We start from the raw sequence: 18,661 nt of genomic DNA on the forward strand, positions 1-18,661 counted from the left end.
GGCAGCCTAACCACTGCCTCACTCACCCTGGTACCGCTTGACTTGAAAAATTCCGTATGGCGGGGAAGGCGTAAAGGACCTAGATGGTGATCGAACTGGGCCGGAACGGGACTCACGCGCAGCGTGGCCTGCTGCGGCAGGTGTGACATGAAGTCGATAAAGAAATAGGAGTAACCAATCAGGACGTCAGTCAATCTTCAGCCTCCGGCTGCACACGCAAGCGTGTGACCAAGTAAGTGCGTGGCTGAGTGCAGGTGATATGTGAAATAGGCGAGTGGGTTGCGTACCGATACCGGTGTGAAGTTGCGTCAGAGGTGTTGCTTTGACTGCGTGGCTGGGTTCGGGGTTGGTCTGCCTGCTGGCTTGGTCTATAGAGGTTCAGTGTTGCCGGTTGGCTGACGTACGCGCCGATTGTCGGGGACGAATAGTTGAACTGTCGGTGACGCATTGGGACTAAGGGACGAAACGAGGCCGCTTCGCGGCGAAAAGAAACGCTGCGCTGAAGGCGACGCCCGCCAGGGCGGAGCCCTCTTTACTAGTCGGCTATCACGCTCGGCGGCTACCGCCGCAGCGTTTGCTCCCGGCCTGGGCAGTCCGGTCGCGTCGGTGACTTTGCCACTACCGTGGTCTGCTCCGAGCTGCCGGGTGGTCGTTGTTGGGTGCATGTCTTCTCTACGTGCGGCATTGTCGTGGATGAACCATGGCGGTGGTCGCATCTCTGATCCGGGTGATGGATTATCTGTTGCTATGGAGGTCACGTGTCTGTTGTCCGAAATGGCGAGGCTCGGTCAGCGTCGAGGTCGCAGATTCTCGTCCGTTCGGTGTTGAAGCTGGCGTGGGGTCTGCTGTCGGGATTCAGTGTCGGCATGGTTGCCACTCTCGGCTTGGCTCGGTGGGTGCCGGTGCTTGGCGACGTTGCGATTGCCGCGTTCGGAATGGCGTTCATCATCGCTCAGGTGCTGATCGTCGTGTGGGTGATGTCTGTCGTTGCTTGGGTGGTCATAACCGTGAGGTCAGTCAAGCGTTAGACAGTCAAGACCTCTTCTGCCACTACTGCTGTCTATGATCAGAGGTGGTGAGGGCGAGAAGTCTCGTCAACGGTGAGTGAAGGCGGAGGTGGGTGGCGGTGGCCCAAGCGGTCTGTCAGTGGGAAGGGTGCTCGGAGCTGGGTGCATTCTCGACTCGGACGAAACCAACGTGGTGTCTTGAGCATCTTGGGTCATTGCTCAATCGAGCGGGGCTGAAAGCAGTCGACGACTTCCCCGGCAAAGCGACAGCCTACTGGCTCACCGAATGCCTAGTCTGTGGCACGGTGGCTCACTACCGCCTGGACTACATTATCGAGAAGGCGGACTCCGAGAAGCCGTGTCGTGCGTGCTTCTGGTGGCAATGGAACCGTGATCCGCTCGTTAGTCGTGCGACTGAGATCGAGGACGTTAACGCAGTGCGTCAACACGCGGCCGAGATGGGCTACGAGTACTTGGGGGCGTGTTTCTCACCCTCGATGTCTGGAGATCCTCATCGAGTGCAGTGCCGAAGGTGCGGGAAGATTGAAGCTCGTGGAGTCGGTAACATGGCGTGCTCTTGCAGGAAGAGCGGCACTCGTCGGACTCCCGCAAGACAGCCAGGAGCCTCGAACCTATTCAAAGACTCGGGCTCGAAGTTTCTATCGTGGTGGGATCGTGACCTCAATTCAGAGAAGGATTGGCTGACGACACCATCGAAGGCGACGCGAAAGATCCATTGGCGGTGCGCTGACTATGGCCACAAGTTCGTATCGTCACCGGCCGGTCTTTGGAACTGTCCAACCTGCATCGAACGGCGGATGTCTGAGTACCGGAAGGAGACTGATTCCTACGCGGACAAGTCCGTCGCCAACGTTCCGGAGATTCTTGCCTACTGGGCTGACGAGAGAGATCCAGCCACTGTCGCGGCTAATAGCCGCCAACAGTTTGTCTTCACCTGCGAAAACGGGCACAAGGCGCGACGGGCGCCAAGGCTACGCGGATGCCCTATCTGCCGAGGGCAAGCGACGCGACGAAAGAACATTGGGGACTGATGCACGCGGTGGCGACACCCATGATGAGGATGGACAAGCTGAGCGCATTCCGCCGTCCGAATCGATCTCCCACCCAGCCGAAGAAGAAGGCGCTCAACGGTCGCGCCACGAAGGCGACCCCGTACACCGCCAGCGCGGCCAATACCGCCGAGGCTCCGGCTTCTGGTGGGAAGAAGACATCGGCGAGCACGATGACCGTCAACCCGTATATGCCGAAGTCGAACCATTCAACAAAGTTTCCGGTGGCGGTCGCCACGATCACTCGACTGGCCGAACTCGACCGTTTGGTCGGGGTCGTATGCGCGGTCTGTCTCATGTTTCGCACTCTCCTTTGAGTGTTGAGTCGTCAAATTGCACTGTTAACGGGACTTCTCGGATCTGTTCCGCTGCCCGGATCAACTCGGTGACTGGCTGCTCTCAGTCCAGGGCCGCGTAAACTGCGTCAACGATGGCGACGCCCCTTCTGTCGAAATGGTCGACACAATAGCCGCTCGGCAGCCAGCACAAGGCCAGCCCCATGTCCGGGTCGGCCATTGAGAATGATCCTCCAGCTCCCCCATGGCCGAAAGCATTTCGCCCCTTCGCAAAGGGGTAGGTGGGGCCGGGTTTCTGGAAGGCGACTCCGAAGGCCGATTCGACCGCCAAGAGTGAGTCAACACTGCGTACTCGCTCTGTGGTTGCGATCTGGAGTCCCTTGCGAGACCACAGTGAGGAATCCTCGCCGGCGAGGACGCGCTCCATTGCTGCGTAGAGGCCGGCGACCGACCTGGCATTGGAGAACATGTTGGCAGCTGGGAAGTGTGCCCGACGAATCGCAGCGCCGTTGCAGGCTCCGATGGGATCCTCCACTGTTTCGGGGATGTTGTGCACCAACTTCTGTATGATCTCCGAGTAGTTCGGGAGGTCGGGGTTCTCGCCCGGCATAATCACCGGCGATTCCAGATCGGTGGTGATCGCAACTGTCGCGGCTCGGGAAGTCTGTTCCTCCGGGAGCCCGACATACATTTCGAGCCCCACCGTCGCCGTCAGCTCGGTCAGCAGCTCGGAGTAGCTGCGGCCGCTGGCGTGCTCGAAGACGAAGTCCGCGTAGTTGCCCGACACCTGCGGGCTGTATCCGAGATGTGCACCGGCTCTCCACGCGGGTGCCTGTGCGGCCAACCTGTGGCCGAGTTCCTCTCTGTCGTTGGCCGAATTCGTCGTCGTGGCCAGGGGCATGCCTCCGTCCAGATAGGCGAGGCCCGCCTGGTGAGAGAGCAGCTGAGCCACCATGATTTCACCTTTGCCGGACTGAGCGAATTCCGGCCAATAGGATGCCACTGGGGCATCGACGTCCAATTGTCCACGACTGACGAGCATGGCCGCCACCGCTCCTACAACACCCTTGCCCATGCTCTGAATGATCTGCAGAGTCGAGCCCACATAGGCCGTACCACGTTCCCGGTCCGCCACACCCCAGGTCTCGTCGAGCACCGGCTGACCATCGACGAAGACACTCAGCGCCGCCCCGCCGCCCGGATCGAACTCGAGCTGTGCTACGGCGACTTCTTTGACTCGTTCAACGTCGAACGTCATGATGCTCTCTCCCAATCTGCTCGGCCTGTTAGCCGGCATAAGCTGGTCGGAACCGGCGGAGACGCTGGTTTCCCCACCGGCAGCGACTACGTGGTGGTGAGATCACGCTACTCAGGGTCAAGCGCCGACGCCTCAGACCGATGTTGATTCTTGACTGGCATCGGGGCGACACATGTCGGTTCCAATGAATGGGGTCGTCTGGAATATTCGAGGGTGTCGGACGAACTCCGGCTCAGACAATCCATCGACCGTCGGCACACCCGCCACCGCCGACGGTACCAACATTCCAATGGAGGGATCCCCATGGCCGAACAGTTCCGACAGCATCGGATCGACATCCGCGACACCGAGGAATTCGAGCGCGTCAACAGCTTCTACGAGGACTGGCACTCCCCGGGCTACTCACAGATCAGTTCCGCCACGGCGCCATCAGCGGCTCCGGACGGCAGCGCCATCGCCTTCGCCGGCGAAGTCCGCAAGGACCTGCATTCCTCACCCACCTACCGCATCGCACTAACGACGGAGGACGGTCACCGCACACTCACAGAACCCGGCGAAGGAGTGAGTGAACTCAACCCCGCGTTCTCCCCCGACGGCACCACCATCGCCTTCACCTCGGACGCCGACTCCGCAGGAGCGCAGCAGCTCTCCCTGCTCACCGTCACCACCGAGGACGTCGCTTCGGCGCCGGAGGTCGATGGGACCATCGAATCACTGTGCTGGTCGCCCGACGGAACACAGATTCTCCTCGGCGTCGCAGGTCGAGGTGCCGACCTCTCGGGCGGGCAGGGGTCGGGAACGACCGCCTCGGCGAAGTCGAGTGAAGACCGGCCCGCATGGATGCCGCAGATCGAGTCCGGAATCCGTCACGACGACTGGCGCGCGGTGTGGATCTATGACCTGAACACGGGAATTGTCGAGCAGCTCGATCTGGGCCTCAACGTCTGGGAATCTTGCTGGAACGGGCCAGGGTCACTGCTCATCGTCGCCAGCGAGTCCCCTGACGAAGGTGCCTGGTACACCGCCGAACTGCTCAGCGTCGACTGCGATTCGGCCACCACCGACCTCCTTTTCAGTCCCGAGACTCAGATTGGCTGGCCCGCGGCCAGCCCGAACGGAGCCCGGCAGGCAATTGTGGAGGCGATCTGCTCCGATCGCTGGCTGGTCGCCGGAGAGATCCACCTCTTCGACCGCAGCGGAGCCACGACGGTTCACCCCCTCGGCACCGATGTCACCCACCTCCAGTGGCTCGACGACGACCGGCTCGCCTTCATGGGCGTCCGTGGGCTCGACACCGTAACCGGTGTCTACGACGTCACTAGCGGCGAAGCTCGCGAACTGTGGGCCAGCGACTCCACCTGCGGTGATCGGTATCCGGTGGGGTCGTTCCTGCCTGACGAGTCAGCAGCGATCGTTCACAACTCCTACACTGACCATCATGGGGTGGCCTGGCTGCGAAACGGGTCAGTGTCACGGATCGCCACCTTCCGACACACCGGAATTGACGAGGTGGCTCGTCGATCCGGTTCGGTCGAGACGGTGTCCTGGAATGCCCCGGATGGCACCGAGATCCAAGGTCTGCTCGTCATTCCCGAGGGCGAGGGGCCCTTCCCTCTCGTCCTCAACGTCCACGGCGGGCCGGTCTGGGCTTGGCGCAATCACTGGACGCTCGGCATCAACTATCCGCGCCTGCTCGCCCATCGCGGCTATGCCGTGCTCCATCCGAACCCTCGTGGCAGCAGCGGACGCGGGCAGGAGTTCGCCAGGGCCGTCTTCGGCGATCCCGGCGGAGCAGACACCTATGACTACATCAGCGGCATCGATGCCCTCGTCGACCGTGGCATCGCCGACCCGAACCGCATCGGCGTCACCGGAGCCTCATATGGAGGCTTCATGTCCGCCTGGCTGATCACCCAGGACCAGCGCTTCGCGGCGTCGGTGCCGATGGCTCCCGTCACGGACTGGTATTCCCAGCACTACACCTCGAACATCCCGTACTTCGATGAGCTCATCCTCACCGGTGGTCCGGAAGACCCTGCCAGCCTGACCTTCGAACGCTCTCCGGTGTGGTTCGCAAACCGGGTGGTCACCCCGACTCTGCAGACCGCAGGAAGCGTCGACGTCTGCACGCCTCCCGGGCAGGCCACGGAATTCCACAATGCCCTGCTGGCTGCCGGGGTGGAATCCTTCTGCTTCGTTTACCCAGGCGAAGGTCATGGGATCAGGAAATTGCCCGCGCTCATCGATCAGACCACTCGCACTCTGGAATGGTTCGACGCCCATATGGGACCGAAAGCCACGCCTGTCTCGACCTCGACGAAAGCCAAGGTTTCGGTCAACTCCAAAATCGTTGCCGAGCCTGCAATCTCCGGAGCTGATGGGCTGTGAAGAACTGGAGCATCGCCGAACTTACCGAGCATCTGGAGAACTCGCCCGGCATCCGCAGCATTTCACCCGAACTTCTCAAGATCATGACCCGCGGCTGGAGTCAGGCTACCGATCCAGCACAGGAATGGGAAGGTACCGCACCCAGACGAGTGCGCCGGCAGACTATCTCAACCGACTTCTCAGGTGAGACTCTCGTCATACCGGCCGGATCCGCACCGCTGCGGACCAAGGAGTTGCCGCATCCATTCCGCCCGTCCTCGGACTTCATGTGGCTCGTCGGTGAAGCCGAACCGCACTCGGTACTCGTCATCGGCCCCGACGACGAAGGAGTGCTCTTCATCCCCGTCCACCCTCCGTTGGAGCATCCCCTGTCGATACTCGACCCTCACGAAGCAATGTGGGAGGGCATGCGCGAGACTGTTTCGGACACCTCGACTCGCCTCGGCGTCGAGACCCGGGATCTCTCCGATCTGCCGGCACGTCTGCGCGGGATCTCTGCCCGTACCGTTCGGAACCTGGATCCCCTGGTCGACGAGCTCGTGGCCGACGATGGTGGTGAGCTAGAAAAACAGATCGCCCGACGACGCCTGTTCAAGGATGACTACGAGATCGCCCAACTGCGGCAGGTCGTTGAGGATACCGTCCGCGGGTTCGAGGCCATCGCCAGGGCCCTGCCGAACGCGCCAGCGCACGGAGAGGCATTCATCGAGGGTGTGTTCACATCCACTGCCCGTGCCCTCGGTCGTGGTGGGTCCTTCACCCCGATCGTGGGCGGAGGCCCCCGTGCGACCATCCCGCATTGGCAAGCGAACACAGGGGCCATCACTCCTGGTGAACTCGTGCTCATCGATGCCGGGGTGGAAGGCCACGAGCTCTATTCGGCGGACATCGCGCGCACCCTTCCAGTGTCCGGACGCTATTCAGAACCGCAGCGAGATGTCCTTGACATCGTCGCCGCTGCCCGCGCCGCCGCGCACGATGCTGCCCGGCCCGGTGCCGCCTTCAGCGCTCCGCACCTCGCAGCAAGGGGCATCCTCATCGACGGACTGGCCGACCTCGGCGTCCTTCCCCATCCTGAGTTCGAGCATCTGGACCCGGCAGAGCGGGGGTGGCGATGGACCCTCCACACGACGAGCCATATGCTCGGCGTCGACACCCACGACGCCATGCCGATCGCGGCCGAGTATTTCGCGGGAACGATCGAGGCAGGCCATGTGCTCGCCGTCGAACCCGGCCTCTACTTCTCACCGTACGACGAATACGTGCCAGAAAGTCTGCGGGGTATCGGCGTGCGCATCGAGGATAATGTCGTCATCACTGACGAGGGCATCGACGTACTCTCCCACGAGCTGCCCGTCACAGCCGACGAGACCGAGGACTGGCTGTCTGCACTGCAGAACGGCGTCGAGGCAACCGTGCCGGGCCGCCCCGTTGCTTCCGGTAAGGTGGCCGCCCCCGGGACAGCGAGCGTGCTCGGGACAACGACTGTTCAGCCATGATCGACCGGGGCGGCCTGCGCTCGACCAACCGGGCACGTGATCGACATTGCCGATTAGAGAAAGTCAGCGCTGTGGTCGTCCCCGGTGGCAGAATCGGAGGCATGGAAGACGAGCTGAAGGCCGTCGCCGAAGGTCTGTCCGCCCGCTTGGGCCGATCAGTCGCCATCGACGATCCCAATATCCGCCTGCTTGCCCACACCGCGCACGACGAGGACATTGATCAGACCCGCATCCGGTCCCTCGTCGAGCGCCGGGGCCCCGAAGAGGTCGTGTCGCTCCTCAAAGACCTCCATATCGCCGAGGCGACGTCCCCGGTGCGCATTCCTCCGCGAAAGGACCTCAAGTTCCTGGCCCGGGTTTGCGTTCCAATCCGCTGTGAGGGTCGACTCTTCGGCTATCTCTGGCTCATCGACGAAGGTAGCAGTGTCACGGATGCCGAGCTGGTCCTCGCTTCCGAAGCTGCCGCAGCCATGGGTCAGCTCATGCACCGGCAGCAACTGCTGGGCAGTCTGCGCAATTCGCGTGATCGGGATCTTCTGCGCGATCTCATCTCAAACCAGCCGACGGTGCGCGAACCCGCAGCCGCGGAGCTAGTCCGTCTCGATGTCCTCCCTGACGGCTGTCCCACGGTGGCCGTCGCCATCCGCGTCACCTCACCGCACTCCGATACGACTGGCGCTCAGGCGGTCACCCTCGATCTGGCGCTGCAAAGAATGGTGCGCAACATCGTTCCGGCCTCGGCCATCTCGCTGAGCCGCTCGGGTGGATTCGGGACCGTTCTCATCGCGGGAGCCTACCTGCCCAGTCACGACATGCTGCGCGGCCATGCGGAACTCCTCATTCGGACGGTAGAGAAGAACAATCAGGCAGCACAAGTGCAGGTGGGACTCGGTCCAGTTCTGCACGGACTGGCAGAAGCCCACCGCACGGTTTCCGGGGCCGAGGACGTGCTGCGGGTCGCCTCGGCGGTGCCGGGTTTCGCAGCGATCGCCCGTTACGAGGAGCTGGGTATCTATCGGCTCCTGCTTCATCTCTCCCATGACGAGCTTCCGCTCGAAGCGGTTCCCGAGGGTTTGCGCCATCTGCTGCGTGAGGATCGTGAGGGTCAGCTGGCCCTCACTTTGGAGACCTACCTCGATCTGGCCGGGAGCGCTCAGGCCGCAGCGGCCGCACTCAATCTGCACCGAGCGAGCCTTTACCAGCGCATCCAACGCATCGAAGCGATCACCCGGATGAGCCTCTCCGACGGAGGAGACCGTCTGTCCCTGCACCTCGGTCTCAAACTCGCCAGGCTACTTGACATCACCACCTGAACATCGGATCGGCGCAGACATGCCCATTGCGAAACCGTTCCTACTCAGCCCATGACCGTGCCTGAGGAATCCGGGTTGATCGGACGTTTGCGCGAATAGGTTCCAGTGTCAATGCTCAGACCAGAACGCGGAGCCGAATACTGCACGGGAGAGCCGTCGTGGTCGTGTCCGTTCTCCACCGCGGTGATGATCTCGGCCATCAGGTCGCCGATGACCGGCGCGGTCTTGAACTGATTGCCGCTGGTGCCGATCGCAACATAGTAGCCATCGATCTCGGTGCGGTCATAGATCGGAGTCCAGTCACTCGAGACATCATAGACCCCCACGATCCCGCTGGGCCGATTCGGTACTGCCAGGTCGGGCAGACGCTTCGCCGCTCGCGCCACCTGCGAGTCGAAGACCTGCTGAGTCGGCCGCATCTTGGCGGACTCAGGATCGCTCAACCACTGCAACTCATCGCATTCGGGCTCAGTGCCTCCGATGTAGAGCGCGTTTCCGGTGGCGGGACGGATGTACGTACCCAAGTCCATATCGGCGATGATCGGCCCTCCGCCGACGACATAGCCATCGGTTGCCGTGACGTGATGGACTTCCTGCCTCATGGGCCTGGTGGTGATCGTGAAGTCATTCGTTGCCTGCGCCAGAGCGTTCAGATCGGCTGACCAAGGGCCGGCGGCGTTAACAACGATGGGTGCGCTCAGCGTCTCCCGACCGTCGACCTCGACCCCGCAGATCCGACCACTGACTACGTTGACTCCGGTGACCGAGGATCCGAAACGAAAGTCGGCCCCCAGTGTGGCAGAGGCATGGGCAAGATTGCGGGCAGCCAATGAAGGGTCATCGACATAGCCGGCATCCGGGGTCCACAGGGCGCCCAGCACGTCGGCGGACTCGTCCCAGAAGGTGTCATCGCTCAGCGCTCTGGGAGGCCAGTAGCGTCCGTTGTCGAGCCCGGGAATCCGTTCGGCCAGAATATCCGCGGTCCAGTCCTCATAGGGCACCCCGGTACGGTTGAATAGCTTGGCAATGCGTGCCTTCGGAGCAAGGTCGACATCGAGAGCGACCATTCCCGTGCGCCGGAATCGAGCCATGCCATCGGGGTCAACCTCTCCCAGGTGATCCGTCCAGTCCTTCCATCGCAGTTTGGCCTCCCACGCCGCGGCCACACTGTCGAATACCGAGTAGTTGAACCTCACGACCGCACTCGAGGCGGCCGTCGAACCCTGTCCGGGAGCATGATTCCGATCGAGCACCAGTGTTGTGAACCCGGCACGGGACAGAGACAGCGCGATGGAGGTGCCGATGACGCCGGCTCCGACGATGATGACGTCGGTCGGTTGAGCATGAGATGAGTGAAGCTTCGCGGTGTGAGACATGTTCTCATCCTCCTCTTATCTGCCGAACCCGGAAAAGCGACATCTGCTGACAGTCAGCGGGGAGAACGTGCACAGATGTCTGTCGCCGCTCTCGCCGCTGGGATGGGTAGTATCGGATCGTTCTCCGGCATCCAGTTCGCAGATCCTGCCAGTGCCATCCGCTGTCGTAGATCACTCGAACAATCACAGCGACGGATGACAGGGCTGTCCGATGAGGATAGCCCGGGATCTTGAGCTGGCGCGCACGAATATATCGAACCATCTGTCCTGCCTGCGCGGTTGCGGAATCGTCGTCGCAGAGCCGGACGGCAGGTAGACCCGCTATGAGATCGCCGACCCCCACATCGCTGGCGCTCTGACCGCGATCGTGCACGTCGCGCTGGCGGTGGCGGTGGACGAGAATGAAATGTGCCGGGACACTGCATGCACCGAGCCGGCCGCTGCGGGGACGTCGAGCCGCTCCGCTCGACGGCGGAGAATCGGACCAACTCTCTGCGATTGATTAGTCTGAAGTCGCTGAAGCCCTCGGGCGAAGCGTGCTGCGGGCCGGTCCCGGTGCGGAGCCCATCGGAACCTAGCGCAGAGACCGAGTCCCGCCCTTAGTAGTGGAGGGATCTCGCCCTGCTTCCCTCGGCGGTCGTCGGGCTGGTCCTCGACACCGGATACGCGCTCGTATGGTCCGGCTCGGCGGTCGCCCCCGTTACCTAATGGGTGCTGGAGGGAGCCAGTAAGGTCTTCCCCGTACCAAGAGTCCTCGTAAGGGACGTGTCTTTGGCTCCCTCCGCATTTGGCCCCTAAGGTGGCCAACAGGAACAATATTTCGGATCAGATCCCGCCCGATACCGCGGACCACAGAGCTCTAAGGCAAGATCAGATCCCGGCGGCAACTACGGCAAGGTACTGCTAATCACATGCTGAGCCGACGAGCCCTTCCATTAGGACGCTGCTTTGCACGTACCCCGTTCCCGAACTGAAGTACCCATCGTCGATGGAAAGAGCAGGCACCGATGAACGCATACTGCGGTATCGACTGGGCCGAGACCCTCCGACTGATGTAGGTAAGCGGGCGAAACCGTGCCCGACTCCTACAGGAGAGAAAGGCTCATGCTTCGCATCTCCATTTCACTCATCGTCATCATTATGGTGGCGGTCTTCGTCCTCAGTGTCGCCCCGGTCCTTGGATCCTTGCCGGAGACGTTTGAGGCCGACGAGGAGGATTCTGATGTCCATTGATAGTAGTGGTCTGGTTTCGCTCGACATCGCCGAAGAAGAGGCATTGGATCGCGCCAAAGTCGATCACACATCACTGCGCGTGGCAGCCGCGGGTATTGCGATTGAGCTCAAGTCTGAGGCCGGTTTCATCGTGACAACGGACCATCCGTCGCACGCGCGCATCAGTGCGCTGGAGATCGTCGCTGAAGACGGTATCGACGATATGGACGCCATGATTGCCTGGATCGCTGCCCGGCCCGAAGCTCCCGATTATGAGGCCGATGTGGCCGTAGCCAATGAGCTCTTCGCCAGACTGTGGGGTAAGTACATTCGGCTATTCAGCCTCAGACAGCGAGAGGAGAAGCTATGAGCGACGAAAACGGTTCAATCGCGTCGCTGTCCGCTGTGGCGCAGGGAGTTAATGAGGCTACCTCATGCAATCCCCATTGATCAGTTGACAGCTGCCAACTATTAGAGGCCAGAATCAACGAAGTGCTCAGCCAATATTCAACGGATGTGGCGCTTGGGTGCTACTTGATTGGTACGGTGCCACTTGTCCATCGGAGTGCCTAGACCGTTCACGGGTGGGCCATAGGCACTAGGGCAATTTCGTGTTCGTGAATCATATTCCTGCATCGGCGGTCAGTTCGGACAACTGAGTAAGCCTCTGTGAAGTGGTCTCGTCGGCTGGTGTCATCACGGTGAGCCTGTACCCAGTCTCAGCGACGTTGGTGGTGACGAAATTGAGATCGAGCTCACCGACGACGGGGCTGTCCAAGCGCTTCGTTTCCAAATGCTGGAATAAAACGTCATGACGGCTCCATAGTTCGGCAAACTCATCAGAGCGCAGTTGCAGCTCTTTGATGGTCTGCCCCGCGCCAGAATTGGTTGTACTACCGACAGCTGAGCGCAACTGGGCGACCATCCTTGATGCAACGACCTCGTCGTCGATGTAGCGGCTTCTCCATTCTTCATCGGTGAAGAATTGCAGCGCACAGTTTCGCTCGGGTGGCGGTATCTGGTTCATGTCAGTGAATAGGAAGCGGTAAGCACTGTTGTAGGCAACGATGTCGAACGCATTGGTCTGCAGACACGCGGGGTACGGATCGAGTTTGTCGAGCACTGGCTGGTAGGCCGCCGACATGGGTGCGTCCAAGCCGACTGGCCCGTTCGATTCAGCTCGGATTCCAGCGAGACGCTCCATGTGCCGTAGCTCCGCATCGTCGAGGCGAAGTGCTCTGCCAACTGAGGCTAGGACCTGAGTGCTGACGTTGATCGAGCGTCCCTGTTCGAGCCAGGTGTACCAGGTGACGCCGACCCCGGCGAGCACAGCAACTTCTTCACGTCGCAGGCCAGGAGTGCGCCGTCGACCGGTAGCGGGGAGACCGACTTGATCCGGGGTGAGCCGTTCACGTCGGCTGCGCAGGAATGCACCGAGTTCTTGTTGGGTCTCACGAGGTCGTAGGCCGGTCATGTCTCCATCATGCAATACCCGCATCAGCATATCCAGGTTCTGCAAATACCCCTATAAACAGGCTTCTGGTACCGGGATGAAACTGCTGTCAAAGTCGAATCATGACTTCAAGAACGAACGCGCACAATGATGCGCCCCCGCCCATAAACCGAGACCTCAACGAGACCACCGTGCCCACCGGCTCCGAAGCGTCCCCCCCGACTCTGGGCCTGGCAGGCCTGATGACAGCACTGTCAGCGCTACTTCTGTCGGTCGTGAGCTTCGCCGCCACTGGAATCGCCGTGCCGAACATAGGCACTTCGCTGCAGGCAACCGCGGCTGAACAATCACTGGTGGTGTCGGTTTACACCCTTGGCTTCGCTGCCCCGATGGTCGTCGGTGGCCGGTTAGGTGACCTGTTCGGCAGGAGACGCCTCTTCCTGATCGGCATGGCTGGGTTCACCATGGCGTCCCTCGCCTCGATGCTCGCTCCGACAATCACGATTCTTATTGTTGCGCGCGCCCTTGCCGGCGTGAGCGCAGCAGCCATGGTGCCTCAAGTGCTGGCCACCATCACAGCCTCCACGCAGGGACGGGAACGAGCCCGGGCCGTCGGGCTGTTTGGTGCGACTGCGGGCGGCGCTACCGCAGTAGGCCAAGTCCTCGGCGGCGTATTGTTGTCCGTGCCGCTGTTGGGTGCACCTTGGCGAACTGTCTTCGCAATGAGCGTCATCATGGGCGTCATCGCGTTTCTTGCTGCCCTTCGCTGGATGCCAGCGACTAACGCTCCAGGCCACCGTTCTCTCGATCTCATCGGGACGGTGCTACTTGGCTCGGCGCTGCTGGCATTGCTGATCCCCTTATCTCAAGGCGGTGCGCTCGGGTGGCCGGCGTGGTCCTGGGTGCTCTTGGGAGCGGTCCCGGTATTATTCGCGGCGTTCTGGATGCGTCAGCATTCACTGCACCGCAGTGACCTCGTCCCTCTCGTGCCGCCTCCGCTGTTGCGGCTGGGGTCTTACCGGCTCGGCCTGGTAATGGCGTTGATTCTCCAGTCGGCCTTCGGCGCATTCACCTTCCTTTATGCCCTGACCACGCAAACTGGGCTAGGTTGGTCGCCGATGAACGCAGCCCTTGTGCTGCTCCCATTTGCTCTGTGTTTCTTCGCTGCATCGATCTGGGCGGGGAAGCTAGCACCTCGTTTCGGTTTCCGTCGCCTACTCACGATCGGCGGGATCGTGCAAGCTGCAATGTTGGCAGTCACCGCATGGTCTGTGTACGTCCAGAGCGATGACCTGAACCCGTTGACGCTGGCAGCACTGCTGGTCGGTGTGGGTATCGGTCAGGCCCTCATGTTTGGGCCGTTGGTAGGCGCCATGATCGCCGACGTTCCACCAACTTCGGCAGGCGCAGCATCCGGCGTCCTCCAAACTGTGCAACAGGCTGCCATGGGCCTAGGAGTTGCGGTAGCCGGCGGATTCCTGGGTACGGCTTTGACCGGATCGACCACAGCAACATCAGGGCAGATCTATGCGACGGCTCTGGCAGTCTGCATGCTTGTCCAAGCCGGGTTCGCAATAGTCTTCGCACTCTGTGCACTCGCGCTACCTAAGAGGTAATCCAATGATGCCCCTCAGTTCCACCGGGACTGCATCCAAAAAGCTCTGCGCGTGAAGACTGAGTTGTTTGCAGATCCTCACACCGGACATCAGCTGACATCACTCATTCGTCATCGCGCTCATTCTCCCGGCGAACCAATCCGCGTTGGCAGGCTTTCATTGCGTTCGTGCCAAGTTCCCGTATAGTCCGTGCGACGTGGTGAGAATCTAAGTTAAGAATCTCCAGCGAATTGACGCAAGACCCGCCCAATTGAGTGGTCCACTGCACGACAGCGGACATCTCAACCGTCTCATCACCAACCGACGGCCACTAGCGAACTATTCGCTGGTGGCCGTCATCTATGTTGCAGTCTGGTCGGGCGAGCTGTCAGAGAAGCCTTCTGCGTTTCGAGGCCACCCGGCGCGTGCGTGCCAGGGCTAGCTGGTCGGCGAGTTTCGATGCTGCTGGCTTGTGGTTTGTCAGTGGGTCGATGAGGAAGGTCGTGGATTCTTCGTCGCAGTCGTCGATGAGGTGGGTGCGTCCGAAGAATGTGATCATGAGCTCGTCGATGAACCACTGCCCGGACACGGTCAGAGCCGACAGTGTGAGCTCGACACATATGTGGACGTTCGGGTCGTCCGAATATTCGAACACGCGGTGTCGGTAGACGTCGTCAATGTAATAGAACGCGACAGCCTTGCCGGCAGCATAGTCCACACCGTGCGCGGGATCTTCGAGGAGAACCTGGGGGACAAAGGGGAACGGTGATGCGTCGACCTGATGGAGGATGCTGTCGAGGTCTGCGCGGTAGGTGGCCCCGGAGGTCGCGTGGCCATGCTCTGCCGACTGGAGTGCAGTAATGATGGACATGCCCAATTCCTTTCGTGAAGGGTCGTTGTCACCATCACAAGAGAAGGGGTGTCGACGTGGTTCCTCGCCTCCGCTTCAGCGTCGAAACTGGGGGCTAAAAATACGCGATATCCGGGCTACATTTCGTACCCGAAACTGCCCTCAAAACACTCGCGACACCAAGTGGGCCAAAAGTGGCCGAATTGGCCCGATCTCCAGAACACGAAAAACCCGACCCCTCGATGACGCGGGTGCTCTCACCAGGCATTACAGGCAAAATCCCACCATGTGAACGCACAACAGCTCCGAAAACCACCCTCCAGACCCCACTGATGCAGCAACTGACGATCCGAGCGAAAAACAGCACATTCGAGCCAAAAACGACTCGCACCAACCACCAACACCCCCAGGGGGTATACCTCTCAGAAACCACCGCATCAAGCACTCACACACAGCTCAACCACAGCCGGCACACAGAAACACGAAAACCCGACCGCTCGATGACGCGGGTGCTCTCACCAGGCATTACAGGCAAAAACCCATCATGCGAACACATCTTAGGACCGAGAGGCAGCATCGACGCACGTCCCACCATGCCGTTTGATGCAGTTTGATTGCGTTTGCAAACGCGAACCAACTAAGAAAACACACGCAAACAGTGACAACGGTATACGACTAGACATCAAACGTTCACAGACGCAGTCTAGATGCCCGCTGTAATGCTTTAGCGATCAAACGGTAATGAACGTCAGTTAACGATCACGTACTTCCATGTACTAGATCAAAGATCGGCAAACTATCTCAGAACTGATTACCAGTGGCCATGCCGAACTGAACTGCAACAAACAGCATCAAACGACACGATGTGACGCACGCCACTTGGTAGTAAAAACCGGCTCATACGACCCCGATTTGGCCAAACACTACAGGCAATCACCACAACCGTAGGAAACTTTTAATCAGACAAGCGTTCGATTGTCGAGACAAAACCCAAGGTGAGACAGAGTGCTTATGTCTATATCTTTTCCTAAAGAAGAAGAATTACTACATTACTACAGCCCCCTAGTTCACGCATGTATGCCTTTTTATTTTCACCAGGGTGTCTCTCTTTTTCTCTATAGGGGGGTGCATGGGTTCGTGAGGAACGTAGTAATAACAGAATCGGACCAAACACAGGCCGTCTGACCTGGACAAACGAGTAAAAGACGCTGCTACAACGCCGGTGGCACCCTGATGAAACAGTAGCTAGCCACCGTTGCACCCGACCCCGACAAGCCCGGCCGCGACCACCAAAAAAGCAGCCACCATACAAACGACGACAGGCCCACGATCCTCACCTGCCGCCAATAGTTGCTCCAGGTCTCTCGGCACGGACGAGACTGTCCGCACAGGCTCGAGGTCTGCCTCGCCTGACGTCGGGCCCAGCAACCGGGCTTTCCGTCGTGAAATCGAGCGTGAGAGCCCCAGGGGCCATTCCGGGCCTGCGATCGCCTCCTGGGGCCCCTCAGGAGCTCCCACCGTGGACGAATCGGCACCAGTGCGGGCTGGGATGTTCTATGCGCGCCTGAGGGCTTCTGGGGGCTCACAGAGCCGGCTCTTCGCGTTCGGCGGGCGCCTGCCAGGCTCGGAGATACCCGGAAACAGTCCGGACCCCTGCAAGCGACTAATCGAACACACGGCCTACCCACCGAGATCGCCGATGCCGGAGAGCTATTCGAACATGCAGTCGCTCGAACCACGAGCTCACCCCACCTCAGTCAACGGAGACAACACAGCTACGCCCTACCAAGAGGACTCGCCATGGGCACAATCGCCATCACCCCACAGACACATTTCGCATGGATATCAACGACCACCGTCTCGTCGTCACCGGCTCCGATCGCAGTGAGGATCGAAGTCACACGAGGATCGGATTTCACTCCCGTGGCCGCCACGACCGTCTTCGTCAAGCCCAGCCGGGATGTGCCGGTCTCCGAAATCATCGCCAACCTCAACGACAACGAAGCGGCAGCTCTTCGACCCAGCGGATTCCTCGACGCCTACTTCTCCGACCAAGCACCATTACCAGCAGAGACAGATGCTGCACTGGCCTCCTTCATCGACGACCTCGGCGACGTTGGGCCCCTGTACTTGGCCGCGGCGAACGTCTCATCGCTGAGGTCGGAGCTTGAATCCAACTTCCCGGAGCTTTTCTCACGCCTGCACTACCGCAGCATCGACGTTGACTCCATCGAAGTCTTCTCCTCGATCTTCTTCAACAGCTCTCGCGTTCGTCTGGTTCAGAGCCCAAGGCTTCTGGATCCGAAGTCGGCCATCTCACTCACTCGTCGCGCGGTGGCCGACTGCCGCATCATTTGGCAGCGCCCGGCTCACCCCGCCAATACAGACGAGAACGCCATCGTCTTGTTTACCGATGTGGAGACAACGGGACTGAGCCATCTGGATGAGACATTGCTCGAAGTCGGAATGATCGCCACCCGCGGGTCAGGCATGGAAGAGATCGGCCGCTTCCAGACTCTCCTGCGACCTCAAGGACTCGACCCCGAGATAATTGTTGCCGGCTTCTCCGACTTCATCGCCGATATGCACTCCACATCAGGATTGACCACCGACTACCTGGCTGGCCCAGTACCCACGACAGTCGAGGCAGATAAAGCAATGGCCGAGTTCATCACGTCTCTACCTGCCAAGCCGGGCTACTTCGGCGGAGCCTCGATGACACTGGACAGGAACTTCCTGGCAGCCAACCTCGACTCCTACGAACTCATCCCAGCCATCAATCTCGATGCCACCTCGGTGACAACAATGGTCAGCACTCTCCTCGACCCACCAGATGTCGCGATGGGCACCGTCCACCGTGCAATCGATGACGTGGAGTACAACATTCGCCAGTTCACCTCGATGGCCGAGACTCTCAAAGCCCGGTCCACGACAGAACCTGCCGCAGGAAAGGTCTGACCAACGATGAGCAACCTCAACGATTTCATGACCGGTGTCGATCGACTGGCCTCATTCGGTTGGATCAAGCCAGGACTGAAGGCGAGTCTCGATGAGTCTCTGGCGAGACTTGCACCGAGCGACTTCGATGCTGCTTCAAAAGCCTGGATCCAAGAATCGGTAGCCCACCCCAATTCTCTCCAGCCGGTTCTGTGCGCCATCACAGCGATCAACGCCAGGTCTGCACAGCAGGCATAGGCTCGACGACCTCAATGAACACTGAAGCGCAGACTCCTCGTGAGCCTCCGCTTCAGTGTTTTGCAATGTGAGAGGTCTCAGCTGCCGAAGCTAGCCTCGGGGTTTCATGATTAGGGGCGTCCAGGACCCGGACAGAGAGAAGAAAAGTG

15 protein-coding genes and 1 pseudogene are annotated in these 18,661 nt (G+C 60.4%); 10 read left to right on the forward strand and 6 right to left on the reverse strand.

Annotated elements, in window-relative coordinates; all coding sequences use genetic code 11:
• A partial coding sequence (locus INT29_RS20320) for a hypothetical protein (RefSeq protein ID WP_226842262.1) occupies positions 1–194 on the reverse strand: 194 nt, incomplete at its 3' end.
• A 564-nt stretch (positions 195–758) separates the two neighbouring features.
• On the opposite strand from INT29_RS20320, the gene INT29_RS19385 reads away from it, so the two are divergent.
• Positions 759–1,028, forward strand: a complete 270-nt coding sequence (locus INT29_RS19385; RefSeq protein ID WP_193073180.1) for a hypothetical protein — start codon at positions 759–761, stop codon at positions 1,026–1,028.
• A 984-nt stretch (positions 1,029–2,012) separates the two neighbouring features.
• Here the strand turns inward: INT29_RS19385 and INT29_RS19390 are convergent.
• Together INT29_RS19390 and INT29_RS19395 are read right to left on the reverse strand one after the other, a co-directional pair.
• Positions 2,013–2,375 (reverse strand): MFS transporter, encoded by a 363-nt coding sequence (locus tag INT29_RS19390; RefSeq protein ID WP_193073181.1) that lies wholly within the window; start codon positions 2,373–2,375, stop codon positions 2,013–2,015.
• Between the two features lie 101 nt (positions 2,376–2,476).
• Positions 2,477–3,631 (reverse strand): serine hydrolase domain-containing protein, encoded by a 1,155-nt coding sequence (locus INT29_RS19395; RefSeq protein WP_193073183.1) that lies wholly within the window; start codon positions 3,629–3,631, stop codon positions 2,477–2,479.
• A 303-nt stretch (positions 3,632–3,934) separates the two neighbouring features.
• Here INT29_RS19395 and INT29_RS19400 point away from each other — a divergent pair, with 303 nt between their 5' ends.
• The 3 genes from INT29_RS19400 to INT29_RS19410 all read left to right on the forward strand — a co-directional run bounded on the left by INT29_RS19400 (position 3,935) and on the right by INT29_RS19410 (position 8,831).
• Complete coding sequence (locus tag INT29_RS19400) at positions 3,935–6,019, forward strand: alpha/beta hydrolase family protein (RefSeq protein WP_193073186.1); 2,085 nt, start codon at positions 3,935–3,937, stop codon at positions 6,017–6,019.
• Positions 6,016–7,518: an aminopeptidase P family protein gene (locus INT29_RS19405; protein ID WP_193073187.1), complete on the forward strand. Its 1,503-nt coding sequence runs from the start codon at positions 6,016–6,018 to the stop codon at positions 7,516–7,518. The genes INT29_RS19400 and INT29_RS19405 overlap by 4 nt, the downstream gene beginning before the upstream one ends.
• Before the next feature lie 101 nt (positions 7,519–7,619).
• Positions 7,620–8,831: a PucR family transcriptional regulator gene (locus INT29_RS19410; protein ID WP_193073189.1), complete on the forward strand. Its 1,212-nt coding sequence runs from the start codon at positions 7,620–7,622 to the stop codon at positions 8,829–8,831.
• Between the two features lie 44 nt (positions 8,832–8,875).
• On the opposite strand, the gene INT29_RS19415 is transcribed toward INT29_RS19410, so the two are convergent.
• Positions 8,876–10,207: an NAD(P)/FAD-dependent oxidoreductase gene (locus INT29_RS19415; protein ID WP_193073190.1), complete on the reverse strand. Its 1,332-nt coding sequence runs from the start codon at positions 10,205–10,207 to the stop codon at positions 8,876–8,878.
• Positions 10,208–10,418: 211 nt separating this feature from the next.
• On the opposite strand from INT29_RS19415, the pseudogene INT29_RS20325 reads away from it, so the two are divergent.
• The 3 genes and pseudogenes from INT29_RS20325 (at position 10,419) to INT29_RS19425 (ending at position 11,789) form a co-directional block, all read left to right on the forward strand.
• A pseudogene (locus INT29_RS20325) lies at positions 10,419–10,709 on the forward strand (helix-turn-helix domain-containing protein).
• 602 nt (positions 10,710–11,311) lie between these two features.
• Positions 11,312–11,440: a hypothetical protein gene (locus INT29_RS20500; RefSeq protein ID WP_264298427.1), complete on the forward strand. Its 129-nt coding sequence runs from the start codon at positions 11,312–11,314 to the stop codon at positions 11,438–11,440.
• Entirely contained in the window at positions 11,430–11,789 is a 360-nt protein-coding gene (locus tag INT29_RS19425; protein WP_193073193.1) for a hypothetical protein, read from the forward strand. The genes INT29_RS20500 and INT29_RS19425 overlap by 11 nt, the downstream gene beginning before the upstream one ends.
• 252 nt (positions 11,790–12,041) lie before the next feature.
• On the opposite strand, the gene INT29_RS19430 is transcribed toward INT29_RS19425, so the two are convergent.
• Positions 12,042–12,938, reverse strand: a complete 897-nt coding sequence (locus tag INT29_RS19430; protein ID WP_226842264.1) for a helix-turn-helix transcriptional regulator — start codon at positions 12,936–12,938, stop codon at positions 12,042–12,044.
• A 56-nt stretch (positions 12,939–12,994) separates the two neighbouring features.
• Between INT29_RS19430 and INT29_RS19435 the strand changes: the two genes are divergently transcribed.
• Positions 12,995–14,488, forward strand: coding sequence for an MFS transporter (locus tag INT29_RS19435; RefSeq protein WP_193073194.1), 1,494 nt, complete (start codon positions 12,995–12,997; stop codon positions 14,486–14,488).
• 367 nt (positions 14,489–14,855) lie between these two features.
• Here INT29_RS19435 and INT29_RS19440 read toward each other — a convergent pair whose 3' ends face one another.
• Positions 14,856–15,338 carry a hypothetical protein gene (locus tag INT29_RS19440; protein WP_193073196.1) on the reverse strand — a complete coding sequence of 161 codons (483 nt, stop codon included), beginning with the start codon at positions 15,336–15,338 and terminating at the stop codon, positions 14,856–14,858.
• Between the two features lie 1,779 nt (positions 15,339–17,117).
• On the opposite strand from INT29_RS19440, the gene INT29_RS19445 reads away from it, so the two are divergent.
• The gene (locus tag INT29_RS19445; protein WP_193073197.1) at positions 17,118–18,275 is read left to right on the forward strand and encodes a hypothetical protein; all 1,158 of its coding nucleotides are present in this window, start codon (positions 17,118–17,120) and stop codon (positions 18,273–18,275) included.
• Between the two features lie 6 nt (positions 18,276–18,281).
• Positions 18,282–18,512, forward strand: a complete 231-nt coding sequence (locus INT29_RS19450; protein WP_193073200.1) for a hypothetical protein — start codon at positions 18,282–18,284, stop codon at positions 18,510–18,512.
• Positions 18,513–18,661 lie beyond the last annotated feature (149 nt).

The sequence above is a fragment of the Brevibacterium sp. FME37 genome, from assembly GCF_014897485.1.
Lineage (GTDB): Bacteria > Actinomycetota > Actinomycetes > Actinomycetales > Brevibacteriaceae > Brevibacterium.

Bases quoted from the DNA above. Each gene is read 5' to 3' on its own strand.
- INT29_RS19400 (WP_193073186.1), top strand. From the start codon at position 3,935: ATGGCCGAACAGTTCCGACAGCATCGGATCGACATCCGCGACACCGAG.
- INT29_RS19395 (WP_193073183.1), bottom strand. From the start codon at position 3,631: ATGACGTTCGACGTTGAACGAGTCAAAGAAGTCGCCGTAGCACAGCTC.
- INT29_RS19450 (WP_193073200.1), top strand. From the start codon at position 18,282: ATGAGCAACCTCAACGATTTCATGACCGGTGTCGATCGACTGGCCTCA.
- INT29_RS19410 (WP_193073189.1), top strand. From the start codon at position 7,620: ATGGAAGACGAGCTGAAGGCCGTCGCCGAAGGTCTGTCCGCCCGCTTG.
- INT29_RS19390 (WP_193073181.1), bottom strand. From the start codon at position 2,375: ATGAGACAGACCGCGCATACGACCCCGACCAAACGGTCGAGTTCGGCC.
- INT29_RS19440 (WP_193073196.1), bottom strand. From the start codon at position 15,338: ATGTCCATCATTACTGCACTCCAGTCGGCAGAGCATGGCCACGCGACC.
- INT29_RS19425 (WP_193073193.1), top strand. From the start codon at position 11,430: ATGTCCATTGATAGTAGTGGTCTGGTTTCGCTCGACATCGCCGAAGAA.
- INT29_RS19415 (WP_193073190.1), bottom strand. From the start codon at position 10,207: ATGTCTCACACCGCGAAGCTTCACTCATCTCATGCTCAACCGACCGAC.
- INT29_RS19445 (WP_193073197.1), top strand. From the start codon at position 17,118: ATGGGCACAATCGCCATCACCCCACAGACACATTTCGCATGGATATCA.
- INT29_RS19435 (WP_193073194.1), top strand. From the start codon at position 12,995: ATGACTTCAAGAACGAACGCGCACAATGATGCGCCCCCGCCCATAAAC.
- INT29_RS20500 (WP_264298427.1), top strand. From the start codon at position 11,312: ATGCTTCGCATCTCCATTTCACTCATCGTCATCATTATGGTGGCGGTC.